Annotated in this window: 13 protein-coding genes; 8 read left to right on the forward strand and 5 right to left on the reverse strand. The window is 43.6% G+C overall.

Annotated elements, in window-relative coordinates:
- The first annotated feature begins 127 nt into the window (after positions 1 to 127).
- Both EAG18_RS06225 and EAG18_RS06230 read left to right on the forward strand, forming a co-directional pair.
- Positions 128 to 508: a hypothetical protein gene (locus EAG18_RS06225; RefSeq protein WP_125251527.1), complete on the forward strand. Its 381-nt coding sequence runs from the start codon at positions 128 to 130 to the stop codon at positions 506 to 508.
- 118 nt (positions 509 to 626) lie between these two features.
- Positions 627 to 1,793 carry a DUF3103 family protein gene (locus EAG18_RS06230; RefSeq protein ID WP_125251528.1) on the forward strand — a complete coding sequence of 389 codons (1,167 nt, stop codon included), beginning with the start codon at positions 627 to 629 and terminating at the stop codon, positions 1,791 to 1,793.
- A 93-nt stretch (positions 1,794 to 1,886) separates the two neighbouring features.
- Here the strand turns inward: EAG18_RS06230 and EAG18_RS06235 are convergent, their stop codons facing one another.
- Positions 1,887 to 3,497, reverse strand: coding sequence for an endonuclease (locus tag EAG18_RS06235; RefSeq protein ID WP_125251529.1), 1,611 nt, complete (start codon positions 3,495 to 3,497; stop codon positions 1,887 to 1,889).
- Between the two features lie 297 nt (positions 3,498 to 3,794).
- Between EAG18_RS06235 and EAG18_RS06240 the strand changes: the two genes are divergently transcribed.
- The 5 genes from EAG18_RS06240 to EAG18_RS06260 all read left to right on the forward strand — a co-directional run bounded on the left by EAG18_RS06240 (position 3,795) and on the right by EAG18_RS06260 (position 9,842).
- Positions 3,795 to 5,609: an assimilatory sulfite reductase (NADPH) flavoprotein subunit gene (locus tag EAG18_RS06240; protein WP_125251559.1), complete on the forward strand. Its 1,815-nt coding sequence runs from the start codon at positions 3,795 to 3,797 to the stop codon at positions 5,607 to 5,609.
- Between the two features lie 44 nt (positions 5,610 to 5,653).
- Positions 5,654 to 7,375: an assimilatory sulfite reductase (NADPH) hemoprotein subunit gene (cysI, locus tag EAG18_RS06245; RefSeq protein ID WP_125251530.1), complete on the forward strand. Its 1,722-nt coding sequence runs from the start codon at positions 5,654 to 5,656 to the stop codon at positions 7,373 to 7,375.
- A 38-nt stretch (positions 7,376 to 7,413) separates the two neighbouring features.
- Positions 7,414 to 8,154: a phosphoadenylyl-sulfate reductase gene (locus EAG18_RS06250; protein WP_125251531.1), complete on the forward strand. Its 741-nt coding sequence runs from the start codon at positions 7,414 to 7,416 to the stop codon at positions 8,152 to 8,154.
- A gap of 380 nt (positions 8,155 to 8,534) precedes the next feature.
- Entirely contained in the window at positions 8,535 to 9,140 is a 606-nt protein-coding gene (locus EAG18_RS06255) for a hypothetical protein (RefSeq protein ID WP_275557238.1), read from the forward strand.
- Between the two features lie 165 nt (positions 9,141 to 9,305).
- Entirely contained in the window at positions 9,306 to 9,842 is a 537-nt protein-coding gene (locus EAG18_RS06260) for a DUF4124 domain-containing protein (protein WP_125251532.1), read from the forward strand.
- Between the two features lie 5 nt (positions 9,843 to 9,847).
- Here EAG18_RS06260 and EAG18_RS06265 read toward each other — a convergent pair whose 3' ends face one another.
- The 3 genes from EAG18_RS06265 to EAG18_RS06275 form a co-directional block, all read right to left on the reverse strand.
- On the reverse strand, positions 9,848 to 10,933 hold the full coding sequence (locus EAG18_RS06265; RefSeq protein ID WP_125251533.1) for an NAD(P)/FAD-dependent oxidoreductase: 1,086 nt from the start codon (positions 10,931 to 10,933) through the stop codon (positions 9,848 to 9,850).
- Between the two features lie 266 nt (positions 10,934 to 11,199).
- The gene (locus EAG18_RS22325; RefSeq protein ID WP_263972638.1) at positions 11,200 to 11,322 is read right to left on the reverse strand and encodes a hypothetical protein; all 123 of its coding nucleotides are present in this window, start codon (positions 11,320 to 11,322) and stop codon (positions 11,200 to 11,202) included.
- A gap of 78 nt (positions 11,323 to 11,400) precedes the next feature.
- On the reverse strand, positions 11,401 to 11,838 hold the full coding sequence (locus tag EAG18_RS06275; RefSeq protein WP_125251534.1) for a hotdog fold thioesterase: 438 nt from the start codon (positions 11,836 to 11,838) through the stop codon (positions 11,401 to 11,403).
- A 95-nt stretch (positions 11,839 to 11,933) separates the two neighbouring features.
- On the opposite strand from EAG18_RS06275, the gene EAG18_RS06280 reads away from it, so the two are divergent.
- On the forward strand, positions 11,934 to 12,695 hold the full coding sequence (locus tag EAG18_RS06280; protein ID WP_125251535.1) for a hypothetical protein: 762 nt from the start codon (positions 11,934 to 11,936) through the stop codon (positions 12,693 to 12,695).
- Between the two features lie 199 nt (positions 12,696 to 12,894).
- Here the strand turns inward: EAG18_RS06280 and acnA are convergent, their stop codons facing one another.
- Positions 12,895 to 15,633, reverse strand: a complete 2,739-nt coding sequence (gene acnA / locus EAG18_RS06285) for an aconitate hydratase AcnA (RefSeq protein ID WP_125251536.1) — start codon at positions 15,631 to 15,633, stop codon at positions 12,895 to 12,897.
- Positions 15,634 to 15,790 lie beyond the last annotated feature (157 nt).

The raw sequence follows: 15,790 nt of genomic DNA on the forward strand, positions 1-15,790 counted from the left end.
GTGTAGAATGCGTCACATTGTCGCATTCTGGATAACCTAAGTGTAGATTAGGTAATTGCTTACTTTTACAAAATCTCAGGTTATTAAGCCATTATAACATTTAGTTTTACAAGGTAGCTTTTAACACATGTCTGAAATTCAATTTTTAAATGTCGATTTGGAACTGGAGTCTAAGCAAGATATCAGTACGTTAGTTTCAGATTTGAAGAAAAACGCTATCGTGTTGCATTATGATCAAGATGATTATCGTCAGTTGGCTAGAATTGAAGCGAATACTACCGAACTAACACCTGATAAGGCGATTAACCAGCTGTGTGAGCTGATTGAGTCCTGCTCCAAGGTCGCATTAAAGCAATGGCTTAGTTGCACAAAACGCACCTTTGATATTGGTTTTAGTTCTGGCAAGTCTCCAAAGTGCTTTTCTCAAGCACTGCATGTTGATACGTTGCTCAGAATTTCTGCAATTGGTGCTGGAATAGAAATAACGCTCTACCCAATTGAAGAATAAAAACTCTAAAACTTAGAATAAATTGTTTTATATGTTAATGTTGTTAACTTGTTGATAAATTATTCCTGTTGTTTTATCTTGTTTGTTCACTAAGACGGATTATTTCTAGGAACGCAAGATGAAACAACATGTAACACTTTCTACCCTAACACTTGCCATGCTTGGTAGTGTAACTTTTTCAAGCGTAGCTGCTGCACAGACGCCAAATGCTTACAGCTCACTTCAAGGGCTTGATGTTTTTAACGCAGCACCTGTTCAGGTGGCAGATATAAAGAAACAGATAGCAAAAAATTTAGCACTATCGTTGCATCAAATTAATACTCAAGTACAGACCCAGCTTAGTGAATACCAAGACACTATCTCATTAGAACAATTACAAGTTGGTGGGGCGGCTGCAAAGTTAATGACAGAGGCTAGTCAATACACTCGTGCGTTGAAAGGGTTAACTGATAACACGTCTAACCTTTATCAACTACGTATTGCCTCAAGCCAAATGCTTACAAAATGGCAGCAAGGTGAAGTGCCTCTAATCGCATTTGCCCCCAAGGGCGATGATAAGTCGTGGCAATATGTCGAAGCATTCGATCAACATGGACAATTGCATTTACTGGATGCACACAAGATGCCTGAGCGGCCAGTGCTTATCGTGGAGCTTGACGCAAAGAAAACCAAAGCTGAAGGGCTTGAGGTCATGAAGCGAGTATTTGCAAAGCAAGGAATGATGATGCCATCGGCTGAAATGCAGACTAATGACGAAGCTACGCCGATTTCTACCAGTGTGCTAAAAAAGATTAGGTTGAATAATGACCAAGAGCCTTGGGTGTCTGGCGCAGCAGAAGTATATGGTATTGTGACAGGTGTTAACCCTTCGCGCGACGAGCCTGTACTTGATATTGTTGATATGCCATATCTAGATCATGATGGTAGAGACTACACACCAAATCAAATTATCATTCACTGGGAAAGATATCGTTGGCAAGCGGCTGATTTGTTATTGATGGAACAGGATGACAACACCAATTATCAAGAATTGGCGACAACTTTCTTAGATATTGTGACACAAGTGATGCGTGCGATCCCTGATCCAAACGTTCAAGGATATGCGCTGATCCCACAGCTAACCAACCAATTGATAAAGGCCATGCCAAGTCACTGGTTTACTAATGACGATGATTACGTTGATGTGTACTACACCTTATTTGAAGGCCAACGCTATAACGACCATATGGGGGCAAGCGGCAACGCCAAGATAACTTTAGAGCCGTTGACGATAAATCCGCGTTAGTGAAACACCACTCAGCAACTTTTGATAAGTTGTGTAGACTAGTCCTCCTCGTAAGGAGGACTAGGTTGTAAAGTCTAATTGTAGACTTTTACATTACCAAATTGCTTCAACAAATTCAGGGTGATCTACAAAAGGATTACGATTCCCTTGGAATTCATAAGCCGCTTGGTTGCGAGCTTGTTCAAGCGCATCAACAGGATCTTCGTTATGCCATCTTTTTAGCATATTAACAACCCAAGTCTCGAACACCTGATCCTGACTGCCATTTAATACAGCATCACTATAGCTGGTGTTATTTTGCCAGTTAGCGATAACATCTTGATAGCGTGTTGCCATATAAAAATAGGCGCGAGCAAAGTCACCTTTAAAAGCATCGATAGGCTCAAATACTGTACCACTATAGTTAATACCTGTAGCAGAACCTACGCGACTACCATTACTTGAGGTGTAAGAGGCACTGCCGACTTCACCAAAAGGGAAGTTACTCCGTTTTGAATTAACATAACCATCAGAGGCGAAAATATGATGGATGTCTGAATTCATCGGCTCTACTTTTCCGCCAAACCAAGATTTAGGGAAAGAGTGCTCACGGTTATAGCAGTCTCCTTCTACACGGTAGGTGCCACACTGTGAACCGGTTGAAACATAAGTGATGCTGTCACTTACCGATGGTTTTTCAGAGTACCTATCAAGAATACTATTATCTTTTTCAAAGTAGTTATCTCGTTCACTTTGATCTATGAAGCCCCAAATTGCCGAGTAGCCCTGAGATTGATGATTTCGGATGATACGGTGCAGTTCCGTTTTAAGTGCATAACCGCTTAGCCCCGCGGTAGTGGCGTAGTATCCATCTCCCGTTGGTGGTGGTAACGTGCTACCAAGGCTAAAGCTATGGTCTTGACGGCTGGTAAACTGTCCCCCAGATGCAATCGTTTTAGAGCCATGTGTTAAAGTATATTGCCCACTACCATTGCTACAACAAATGCCATCACCGTAGCTATCTAAAATAGTGAAGGTGTAATTACCATCGGCAAGGCAAATTCCCTCGTTAACGGATTGGTTGTTGCTATAATTACCGCCACTTGCCATTGTACTACCTGCGGTATTGGTAATTTTCCAACTGGTTTCACTGGCATAGTTATCAGTGATCAAAGCAAGATTTAAGCTGTTGCTTTGACAACTTGTCGGTGGTTCTGGCGTCACATTACTTGGTGCAAAGCCGTCAACATAAACGGTTTCACTGCCATCAAAGCCACTTCCATCATAAAAGCGTAAACCAACATTGATAGTAGTCGTTGCGGTTGCTGTATAGGTGTGATTAATCTGCTGCCATTGTCCGACATTGAACTGGTCTGAGTAACCATGATAGCCATCCACCACTAACCTTGCTTTGACACCACCCTCAGTATGATAAACCCATGCGCTAAATTGATAGCTTTTTCCCGCTTCAACATTAACTTGTTGTTGCAAGTCTGTACTACTTTGAGTTGCAGTATTAACCTGAATTGCGGCAGCATAGTTGCCATCTTTTACAGGGCTTGTGACTGAAGATAGCGTTATCCCAGAATCAATCGTCGTCCATCCACTTGGAGCCTGTCCACTCCAACTTTCAAAGCTGCCATTTTGCACTTGTGCAGTGGCGTTTAGGCTCAATAGTGAACAGCACGACCCGATGAGCAGGTGTTTATATTTCCCGTGTTTCATTTTTACTCTCATTATTATCATTATCTATATTATTGATTTGTCTATTTGACAGGTTGATTTTACATCAACTCTGTTACGGCAATGTTAATACTTTTGAAGGCTAAATATTGCACTTCTTTTAAGTTATTTTCTTTGGACTTTTTCATCTTCAATAACTAAAAGGAATATAAAAGCAGATTCTATTCTTTTTGATCTTATCTTTTGCCACGTATGCTTCAGGCTTATAAAAGCAGGCTCCGCTGTGAGCGAGCCAATGATGCAATGAGCAAGCAAACCTTTTGGGTACGGGGATCCATGATGTTGTTAAGTCAACTTAGTGCTGCAGCAAGTCCGCTGACAAATGAACAACTGCAAAAATTACAAGGCTTAGTTGGGGAGCTAAATCCAATCCAGCAGGCATGGGTGAGTGGCTACTTAGCAGCGACAGCCAATTCAGCTGCTTTATCAGGTGTAGCTGGTCAAGCAACTGCGAGTGTTGGTGATTCTGCACCATTAACTATTTTATATGGTTCACAAACTGGCAACGCAAAAGGCGTCGCAACGCTTATCAAGACCCAAGCTGAAGCGCGGGGATTGACGACCAAGCTCGTTAATATGGCAGATTACAAACCAGCTAACCTAAAAAAAGAAAAGTTTTTGGTGATTGCTGTTTCAACTTATGGTGATGGTGAACCGCCTGAAGATGCTGAAGCATTACATGAATTCTTGGTGAGTAAAAAAGCCCCTAAACTTGCTGGCGTGAAACAAGCTGTTATCGGTCTTGGAGATACCAGTTATGAATTTTTCTGCCAGACAGCAAAAGATTTTGAAGCGCGCCTAGGCGCGTTAGGTGCTGAGATTGCCGTCCCCCGTATTGACTTAGATGTAGACTATGAAGCGCAAGCACAAGAGTGGATAACACAAGCATTAGATATATTTGAGCCAGAGCTCAAAGCGCAGCAAACCGGAGGTGGTAATGTCATCAACATGCCCTTTGGCATGCCAGAGCCTGCCGCCAGTCAATATACCAAACAAAATCCGTTTGCAGCAGAGCTAAATGTGGTTCAAAAAATAACCGGGAGAAATTCCAGTAAAGACGTTCGTCATATCGAGATTTCACTTGAAGGCTCTGATATTACTTATCAACCAGGAGATTCTCTTGGCGTGTACTTCTTAAATGATCCACAAGAAGTGGCTGCTATTCTTGAGGTGCTTAACCTTGATAAAGCGCAAACTGTCAAGCTGGGTGACCTAACTGTTTCAGTAGAAACAGCCTTAATTGAGCATCTTGAGCTAACACAGTCATATCCAGGCTTTGTTGAAAAATATGCGATAGCGACTGGGAATGAGGAACTAAGCGCACTTGCAAACGATAAAGCGGCATTACGTGCCTATATTGAAGAGCGACAGATCTTTGATGTGATTAAACAAAACCCTGCGAACATTGAGGCGCAAGCGTTGGTTGATTGCTGTCGTAAATTGCAAGCGCGTTTGTATTCCATCGCGTCAAGTCAAGCGGAAGTTGAAGAGGAAGTACACCTCACCGTTGGCTTAGTGGAGTTTGATGCTTTTGGTGAAAAACACTTCGGCGGCTGCTCAGGCTACTTAGCGAATCGTGCTGAAGAAGGGGCTAAAGTTAAAGTATTCAGTGAGCATAATGATAACTTTAGGTTGCCGAGTGACAATACAACACCTGTGATTATGGTAGGGCCAGGTACTGGTATCGCGCCGTTCAGAGCCTTCCTACAAGAGCGTGAAGCACGAGACGCTGAAGGTGAAAACTGGCTGTTTTTTGGCAATCCACACTTCACTGAAGATTTCCTATATCAAGTAGAAATTCAAAAATACGTAAAGTCGGGTCTATTGACCCATGTAGATTTAGCGTTTAGCCGTGATCAGGCAGAAAAGATTTACGTGCAAGATAGGTTGAGAGAGAAAGGCGAAGCTGTGTTTGCTTGGCTTGAAAAGGGTGCCCATTTTTACGTTTGTGGCGATGCCACTAGAATGGCTAAAGATGTACATCAAGCACTTATCGACATCATTAAAACCCATGGAGGGAAAGATGATGAACAAGCTGAGCAATATCTTAAAGCATTGCGCAGCGCAAACCGTTATCAGAAAGACGTTTACTAACACGTCTTGTTATACCGTCAGCCAATTTTAATGTAGGAAAGACAATGAGCAATTCTGAAATCAAACCGAATAGTAAGCTCGATGCAAACGCAAAGTTTTCTGATAATGAGCGTTTGAAGTCACAAAGTGCCCACTTACGTGGCACAATTTCAACGGATCTGACCGATCAGCTAACCGGTGGCTTTACTGCGGATAACTTCCAATTGATCCGTTTCCACGGTATGTATCAGCAAGACGACCGCGATATCCGCCCTGAGCGTACTAAGCAACGCCTTGAGCCACTGCATAACGTGATGCTTCGCGCTCGTATGCCTGGCGGTATCATTAAACCACATCAGTGGTTGGCGATTGACGAGTTTGCAGCGGATAAAACTATGTATGGGAGCATTCGTCTAACAACGCGTCAAACTTTCCAGTTCCACGGTGTATTGAAGCCAAACATCAAAGGGATGCACCAGCTGCTGAATAGCGTAGGTATTGATTCTATTGCGACGGCAGGTGATGTAAACCGCAACGTGTTATGTACAACTAACCCGGTCGAGTCTGAGTTACACCAAGAAGCGTACGAGTGGGCGGCTAAAATTTCAGAACACTTGCTACCAAAAACCAAAGCTTACGCGGAGATCTGGTTGAATGGTGAAAAAACGGAAACAACGGCCGAGCCGATTTTGGGTGATACGTATTTACCACGTAAGTTCAAAACCACGGTAACCATACCACCAAATAACGAAGTAGACGTGCATGCTAATGACCTCAACTTTGTTGCTATTGCAGATGAGGGCAAGCTAGTTGGCTTTAATGTGCTTGTGGGTGGTGGTTTGGCGATGACCCATGGTGATGTGAATACCTATCCACGCAAAGCTGATGACCTTGGCTTTATTCCGCTTGAGCACACGCTTGCCGTTGCTGAGCATGTGGTCTCCGTGCAACGTGACTGGGGTAACCGAGTAAACCGTAAAAATGCAAAAACTAAATATACGCTAGATACATTTGGCACTGAGGCGTTTAAAGCGGAAGTTGAAAACCGTGCCGGTATGAAATTTGAGCCAAGCCGTCCTTATGAATTTACCCACCGTGGTGACCGTTTTGGTTGGGTTGAGGGGATTGATGGTAAGCATCACTTAACGGTGTTTATCGAAAATGGTCGTATTTTAGATTTCCCAGATAAACCGCTTAAAACAGGTTGTCGCAAAATTGCAGAGATCCACAAAGGGGATTTCCGCATGACAGCAAACCAAAACTTAATAATTGCTGGAGTTGCAGCTGAGGATAAAGCGCAAATCGAACAAATTGCCCGCGAGCATGGTTTGATAGATAGCGAGCATTCAGAGCAGCGTAAAAACTCGATGGCGTGTGTATCGCTACCGACGTGTCCACTTGCGATGGCAGAGGCGGAGCGTTATTTACCTGAGCTTGTGACAAAGGTAGAAGGGTTGCTTGCCAAGCATGAGGTTGCTGAAGAGAATATTATCCTTCGTGTAGTCGGCTGCCCCAACGGCTGTGGCCGAGCGATGTTAGCTGAAGTTGGATTCGTGGGTAAAGGACCTGGTAAATACAATATGTATTTAGGCGGTAACCGCGCGGGTACTCGTATTCCTAAACTGTACTTGGAAAATGTCGGTGAAGAGGTCTTTCTTCCCGCTCTTGATGAGCTGATTGGGCAGTGGGTTAAAGAGCGTAACGAAGGCGAGTGTTTTGGTGATTATGTTATCCGCAAAGAAATTGTTGCGGAAGTCAAAGTATCAAAAACTGATTTCCACGCTTGACTTAGAACGGGCAGCTAAGCTGCCCATTGGATGAGAAAATGAGTAATTTTAAACAAATATTAACTCTTGATGGTGCAACCCAGCAAATGTTACTTGCTGATGCTAATGCCTTATTGAGTGATAAAACAGCCGAGCAAAGAGTCGCTTGGGCACTGGAAAATTTACCGGATACTCACTTTTTGTCTTCTAGTTTCGGTATTCAAGCAGCGGTGATGCTACACCTTCTGACTCAACAACAACCAGATATTCCAGTGGTACTGACCGATACGGGCTACTTGTTTCCGGAAACGTATCAATTTATTGAATCGTTGACCGAGCGCTTGACACTGAATCTTAAAATATACCGCGCTAAACAAAGTCCAGCTTGGCAAGAAGCAGTATACGGCAAGCTTTGGGAGCAAGGTGAAGAGGGGATTAAGCAGTATAATACCCTAAATAAAGTGGAGCCCATGACTCAAGCATTGCGTGAGCTTAATGCAGGTACATGGTTTAGTGGCCTGCGCCGACAACAGTCTGCGACACGCGCTGACAAACCGATTGTTGAGTTAAGTCGAGGAACTGTTAAATTCTACCCTATCATTGATTGGCATAATCGAGATGTATACCAATACCTCACCAAATTTGATCTGCCTTACCATCCACTGTGGGAGCAGGGCTATGTATCAATGGGGGATGTACATACTACTCGCAAGCTCGAGCCAGGTATGACTGAGGAAGAAACGCGCTTCTTTGGTCTGAATCGCGAATGTGGGTTACATATTGATGGTGATGGTATTTAATGCCAACTACGCCAACGTTTCAACCTCGGGCTACCATATCGTGAGCATTGTTGCATAAAAGACGCCGCCTCGCCCATGCAGGTCAAGCCACCTTATACCTTAATTGGCTGCTGTGGGCGAGGATAGAGCGGTACAAGCGCGCTCTACAGTTTGAGTATCACCAAGCAACGCGGTGTGTACTTCATGAATACTCTCCTTGTTATGTTCATCTGAGCATCCAGTCAATTTTGAAAAAACAATGTTACCCAAAGACGCGTATTCGTCTATTTTTGTGTGTATGCTTCATATAACTGAGCCGAATTATCAAAGCCATTAACTTGGAAATTGGTGGCTATCAGTCATACTTAGGCTATTGCTTAATCAAAGTCGAGGAGGTGGCTTTGATCTCGTTTGTAAAAGTGGGTTATTTCTGTACATGTCTTTGCACTTTGCTAGCTGTTGTATCGGGGCGTGTTGCTAGTAGTGAGGAGCATATTAATTTTGCCATTCAATATTACCCTCCTTTTATTATTGAGCATGGCGCTGAGCAAGGGCTTATTATTGATGTGTTTAAACTCTTCGCAGCGCAGTATCGATATAAAATCAATTATCTACTGTACCCCGAAAGGCGCTCATCAGTTGAAATCGAAAAGGGAACAGTTGATGTTAGAATGGAATCAGAGCTGTGGTATCGAGGTATAACTCCGATGTGCTGGAGTGAGCCCCTTTATGTTATTGAAGATGTGATCGTGACACATAAACAAGCCGAACACTTTGATATGACGGACGTAAAATCGCATTTGTTTCTTGGGCGTTTTGGCTATACCTACCCTCAGTTGGAGCCGTATTTAGAACATGACCAGTTACAAAGGAAAGATTATTACTCTGAGCATGATGTTTTATCTGTGCTCGCCGGAGGGGGCATAAGGCAATCGCTTTTACTATTATTGGCAGACCTACCCTACGTTGGTACCAGCTACAACACGCTCATTTTGATGAGAAGCTAGTGATTCAAGGTATATCTGATGTTGCACCATTGCAATTACAATTTGGATACAGTCAAAAAGCAAAAACGCTTTGCGATGATTTTAATCATTTTCTAACTGACTTTAAAAAGACTGAACAATTTAAAAAGATACTGCTAAAGTATGGGCTCAAAGGACAATGAAGAGATGAAAATGAAAGCCGCGAGTTATTTGATGATTATGGTCATGCTAGTCGCAGTAGCCTGTTTATTTGTGCTCAAACGACCAGATGGAAAGCCTTGGTTAAGTGTGCAGTCGATAACCCAGTCGGTAGAACACAATGCAAATGAGTTGAAGCGCCAAGGAATAGATGCAATGGATCAAGTCAAATCACATACAAACGACTTGTTAGGTGACAGTATGCCAGTGTCGAGTTCGCATACACAAGTATATCGCTGGCAGGATGCAAAGGGACAGTGGCATTATTCTGATAAGCCAAACCCGCATGGTCATTCTCAAGCATATCAAATAGACGAGAGTAAAATTACAGTTATAGCAGCTGAAGATACAAGTGTTCTTGCCGCCAAGGCTGAACAAGAGCCCAATAACTCCTCTTCAAAAATAGTACCGACAGCGTTAAACCCTGCTGCGGTACAGCAGTTAATGAAGGACACCCAAGACGTACAAAAGTTAATGGACGAGAGAGCAAAAAAAATAGATGAGGCGCTAAAGGAAAACCGCTAAACAGTCTATAAGTGCTGCTCAACATACTCAGCAATCGCTAAGCTTGCAGTTAGGCCTGGGGATTCAATCCCCATCAAATTGACAAAGTTAGCGATACCGTGTGTTGCCTCGAACTGAATCACAAAATCACTTTGTTGGTGGCGGCTGAGCTTTGGCCTGATCCCGGTATAGTCTGGTGTCAGTCTAGAGGGGTCGAGTTGTGGCCAGTATTGAGCTATCGCTTTTATAAACTGTGCCTTGTGCGAGTCGTCAAAACGATAATCTATGTTGTCTATATACTCAGTGTCAGGCCCAAACTTTAACTGTCCAGCCAAATCTAATGTGGCATGTACCCCAAGGCCATGTCTATTTGGAATAGGATAAACTAAGTGTTGGAATGGGTGTTTCCCTTGATAGCGGTAATAGCGACCACGACAATAATAAGCGTCCACTTGGGGGTTATTACCAGTTATTTTGTTCAGTATATCAGGCGCTGACAGCCCTGCGCTGTTAATGAGTTGACTACAACACAGCTCATAATGCTCGTCCTTACAGCGCATCGCTATGACAAAGCCTTCGGCCAGCTTCTGAACATCCATGAATGCTGTTTGGGTTGCAACAATACCACCGTTGGCTTCAATTTCGGCAATCAAAGACAGCATCAACTGATGACTATCCACAATACCTGTGGTAGGAGAAAACAACGCACTGTGAATGCTTAAATGGCTTAATTGTTGGCTAATGGTTTGAGACGAAACGAAGCTCAGATCCGTGACGGTGTTGTTATACGCTGTCTGCTTGATTGCGTCGAGTTGCTGCGTCTCACTTTCGTCGGTCGCGACGATAAACTTACCGAGTTGCTTGTAAGGGATATTAAGTTGTTTACAACGTTCATAAAGAAGCGCTTTACCCCTAATACATAACAGCTGCTTGAGGCTATCTAAAGAGTAGTAAATTCCTGCATGGATTACTTCACTGTTACGGCTACTGGTATGTTCGCCAACATGAGTTTCCTTGTCGATGACAAGCACACTACGGTTATGGCTAAGCTTTGCTGCAATAGCAAGGCCGACAACGCCCGCGCCAATAATGATAGTATCAACTTTATCCACTGTTTAACGCCTATCTCAAACTCTTGGTTTAGGGTGCAGTAATCACACTCTAATATCAAGTAATACTGAGCAACTAGGTATTAAGCACCACATGTTATAACTCAATATTCCATTGCACTTAGACATTATTGTAGTTAACTAACAGACTTCTGAAATTAAGCTCAGAACATATTATTTTTTATGCTCGCGGCGCATGAGCAAAATAGTCAGATAGATTTTGGTGGGTAGTGAGCAAGTAAGGCCAAGAGCAATACAGCTGGCACCTACTACAAGCCCCTTGGCCCCAACTCATGCAGCCATTGAGTCGTCAGTATAGTATGACCTATCACAATGAGCGCAAGCCCTGATACGATAAGTAGGTGTAAAGGCCAGAGTTTGGAAGCCGACATTATATTCACCTCACCATGCTTGTTGGTGCAATAATCATGAGGTGAATTGCATCGTTATGAATTGTGGTAGATCAAGCTTTAACGTGATACCACTGCTGCTGTCATTCGTGAGATACAACATAGCTCATTTTTACTATTAGTAATACGTACTTCCCACACTGAAGAGCGTTTTCCTAGATGGATAGGTTTAGCAACAGCTCGCAGTATACCGTTTCGCGAGGCTTTTAAGTGATTTGCATTAATCTCCTGACCGACACAGTAAAATCGTTCGGTATCTACGACAAAGTTTGCCGCATAACTTGCGACGGTTTCCGCTAACACCACATTTGCACCACCATGTACAATTCCCATAGGGTTGTGATGCTGAGGGGTCGCAGGCATAGTCGCTACAAGATAATCATCGCCTATTTCGCTAATCTCGATACCCAAAGTTTTCATTAATGTACCTTTACCCGTCGCTCCCTCATCTAGTGATTTACACAACTCAAGGCTAATTGGGGAAAACCAAATGGACATGTTTGTCTCCTTTTCTTATACATATGCTTACATTTTTTTACTATGGCGATTTTTTCTCATCGTTACAATCTTTGCATTAACGTAAAGGGGAAAACATGAGAGTACTACCAATACTTGGGTTGTTACTTTATTCCGGTATGAGTGCAGCCAATTCACACGAAGTAAGTATCGGTTTCGGTGAGTTTTTGGAAATTGAGGATGGATTCTTAGGTGTTCAGTATAAGCATTATCTGACAACTTTGAAAAACAATAGCACACCTTATAGCTTGCAGGGCTATTTACAGAAAAGTGATAACTTTTCCATTGGGGGATTCACAAATGATGATTGGCAATTGTACCAAGCTGATGCTGAGCTGTTTATTGGGCGGCACTGGCGGGTGGCGGTAGATGTCACTCAATTTAGTGATGATGAGGCATTTTCTGTGTCCACCAAAGATACCATTGCATTGTTACAGGTGGGTCGTTTCGTCAGTCGAAATATGCAGCTAGGCTTAACATTTATCGGTCAACGTTCAGAGTTTGATGGCTTTGGTGTAGATGATCATAGTACTGAAACAGCACTTGCGCCCTTTTTTAGGTATACCGAGATTGAGGATGGTGTTGGGTGGGATGTGAAGATGCAAAAAGTGGCAGCAGATACGGACTTTTGGCAAGTACAGGCTGGTTATTATTTCAACAAAAGCTGGCAAGTTGCGGTGTCTGCGAGGCTACAAGAAGAAGAGTTTAATGAGTCAATCGTTGAGCTGCAAACAGAGTACTGGTTTAATGCTCATTCAGCGGTTCGATTTGGTTTAGGGTCGGATCTAAACGATGCCGATCTTAACACTGTTACACTTATTTATACGGGACGGTTTTGATACTTAACCTGAAGTTTGGGTAAGGTGCGCTTACTCTTTAACGCTCGAAAACCCTGAATTATTCACAGTTCAGGTGATTCAAGTTTGCACTGGTATAACAGCGGTGACAATAGAAAACGAGCTTCGCTGAAGCTCGGTATCAAAGTAGAGCATAGCGCTGATTTCAGCTGAAGTGCTATGCTCTTTTAATGCTGTTTGATTAATTGAGCATTTGTCTCAGCACATACTGTAATATCCCACCATGTTGATAGTATTCCCACTCTTTTGGGGTATCTATGCGAATGTCTGCTGAAAACTGTTTTTCCTCACCTTTGGCATTTTTGGCGGTAACGATGACTTCAGTTGCGGTGTCGTAGATCCCTTCTATTTCAAATTCCTCCTCACCACTTAAACTAAGCTCTTCATGACCTTCGCCTGGTTTGAACTGCAAAGGCAACACACCCATACCAATAAGATTAGAACGATGGATCCGCTCATAACTTTTTGCCAGAACCGCTTTTATGCCAAGGAGTAATGAACCCTTAGCAGCCCAATCTCTCGATGAGCCGGTACCATACTCACTACCTGCTAAGATCACCAATGGTGTATTACGTTGTCGGTACTGTTCAGCGGCATCAAATATACTCATAAGAGCGCCATCAGGTAATAACCTAGTGATCCCTCCTTCGGTACCCGGGGCTAGCTGATTGCGTAAGCGCACATTCGCAAAGGTGCCACGCATCATTACCTCATGATTACCACGGCGTGAGCCATAAGAGTTAAAATCCGCTTGCTTCACACCTTGTGATTGTAAATATTCCCCAGCGGGAGCTGACGCTTTAATGTTCCCGGCAGGAGAGATGTGATCGGTAGTAACTGAATCTGCGAGTTTAGCAAGGCACCTTGCGCCTTTGATGCTTGGGATCCCTGGTGGCTCTTTGCTCATATCATCAAAAAAGGGTGCTTTACGAATATAAGTAGAGCTATCTTGCCAGTGATAGCGTTCGCTTTGATTAACAGCAATCTCTTGCCAATGTTTATCCCCTTGATAAACATTGGCATAGTTTTCAGCAAACATGGCTTGGGTCACAGTTTGAGAAACTAGTTCACTGACTTCAGAGACCGATGGCCAAATGTCTTTTAAGAATACATCCTGTCCGTCATCAGTTTGGCACAATGCTTCATTGTAGACGTCAATATCAGTTCGCCCTGCGATTGCATAGGCTACGACAAGTGGCGGCGATGCGAGGAAGTTCATTTTTACATCTTGGTGGATCCGCCCTTCGAAGTTACGATTTCCAGATAGAATTGAGCTGACGACCAGCTGATGTTTAACGATGGCGTCGTTAATTTCTTTTGGTAATGGGCCGGAGTTACCGATACAAGTTGTACAGCCGTAGCCGACTAAATCAAAACCGAGCTCCGCAAGTGGCGCTAAAAGGTCAGCTTGTTTTAGATAATCAGTGACTACTTTTGAGCCTGGAGCTAATGACGTTTTCACCCAAGGCTTGGGCTTTAATCCAAGTGCTTTGGCTTTTTTTGCAACAAGGCCAGCAGCAAGTATGACACTTGGGTTTGAGGTGTTTGTGCAGCTTGTGATAGCCGCAATAACGCAGGCACCGTCGACTAATTCAAACTCTTGTTTTTTAAATTTAACCTTACCAACACCGAGGGTTGCCGGTTCGTTTTGGTCAACCCGAGAAGTCCCACCTTCACTAACGGTGCGAGCTTCATCTTGATCCGACGCGGCATTTTTTTCACTGCGCTCATGTTGAAATTCTCCTAAATGGGCTTGGATAATTTTACCTGCGTCATTGAGAGGGATTCTATCTTGTGGGCGCTTTGGACCTGCAAGACTTGGAACGACAGTCGCTAAGTCTAGTGTTAAAACGTCGGTGTAAAGTGGCTCATCACCGGGCTCGCGCCACATGCCTTGATGTTTTGCGTAACCTTCAATCAGCGCTATCTTCTCTTCGTCACGGTTGGTGAGGCGAAGGTATTCAAGGGTTTCATCATCAATTGGAAAGATCCCACATGTGGCACCATACTCAGGCGCCATATTAGCAATCGTGGCTCTGTCAGCTAGTGGCAGGTCAGCTAAGCCATCACCAAAGAACTCAACAAACTTACCCACAACGCCGTGCTCACGTAACATCTGCGTTACTGTTAGAACTAAGTCGGTTGCGGTTGTTCCTTCAGGTAATTGACCTTCTAATTTAAAGCCAACCACTTGAGGGATGAGTAAGGAAATAGGTTGACCAAGCATTGCGGCTTCAGCCTCAATCCCTCCTACGCCCCAGCCTAATATGCCAAGGCCGTTGATCATGGTTGTATGTGAGTCTGTACCGACAAGTGTGTCGGGGTAGGCGAAGGGCATGCCATTGATATCTTTTTCAAACACGACTCGTGCCAAATACTCTAAATTTACCTGATGCACGATACCCGTTGCTGGTGGCACAACCTTTAGGTTGTCGAATGCGCCTTGCCCCCAACGCAGGAATTCATACCTTTCTTTATTGCGTTGATACTCAAGTTTTGCATTTAAATCAAATGCGCCATCATGACCGTATTCGTCTACTTGCACTGAGTGATCTATGACCATTTCAGCAGGAGACAGGGGATTGATTTTACTTGGGTCACCACCTAGCTTTGCCATCGCATCACGCATTGCTGCAAGGTCGACGATTGCGGGCACACCGGTGAAGTCTTGCATTACGACGCGGGCTGGGGTAAAAGCCACTTCTTTGCTAGGTTTTTCTTCAGGCTTCCAGTTTAGTAGCGCATCGATGTCCTTGGCAGTAACATTTTTACCATCTTCATGGCGTAGTAGGTTTTCGAGTAAGATTTTCAGAGAAAATGGCAGTCTCTTTGCCCTATCGCTCAACGCTGGTAGTGAGTGAATGTGCACCTGACGCTCGCCGACGGTAAGCTGAGTCAGGGTATTATATGAATTGTTCATGCTTGACCCTTTTCCTTATTCTAATCATGCAAAGAAATTTGCATAGAATGTACCAATTGCAAACCTGCTGCATTTTTGTACATCTATAGTCCTAGTGTTGAAAAGGGAATTTTTCAAGAGATGAGTGCACTTTAGCGGGGCATTAGTGCACTACAGC

Source organism: Pseudoalteromonas sp. J010 (assembly GCF_003934235.1).
Taxonomy (GTDB): domain Bacteria; phylum Pseudomonadota; class Gammaproteobacteria; order Enterobacterales; family Alteromonadaceae; genus Pseudoalteromonas; species Pseudoalteromonas peptidolytica.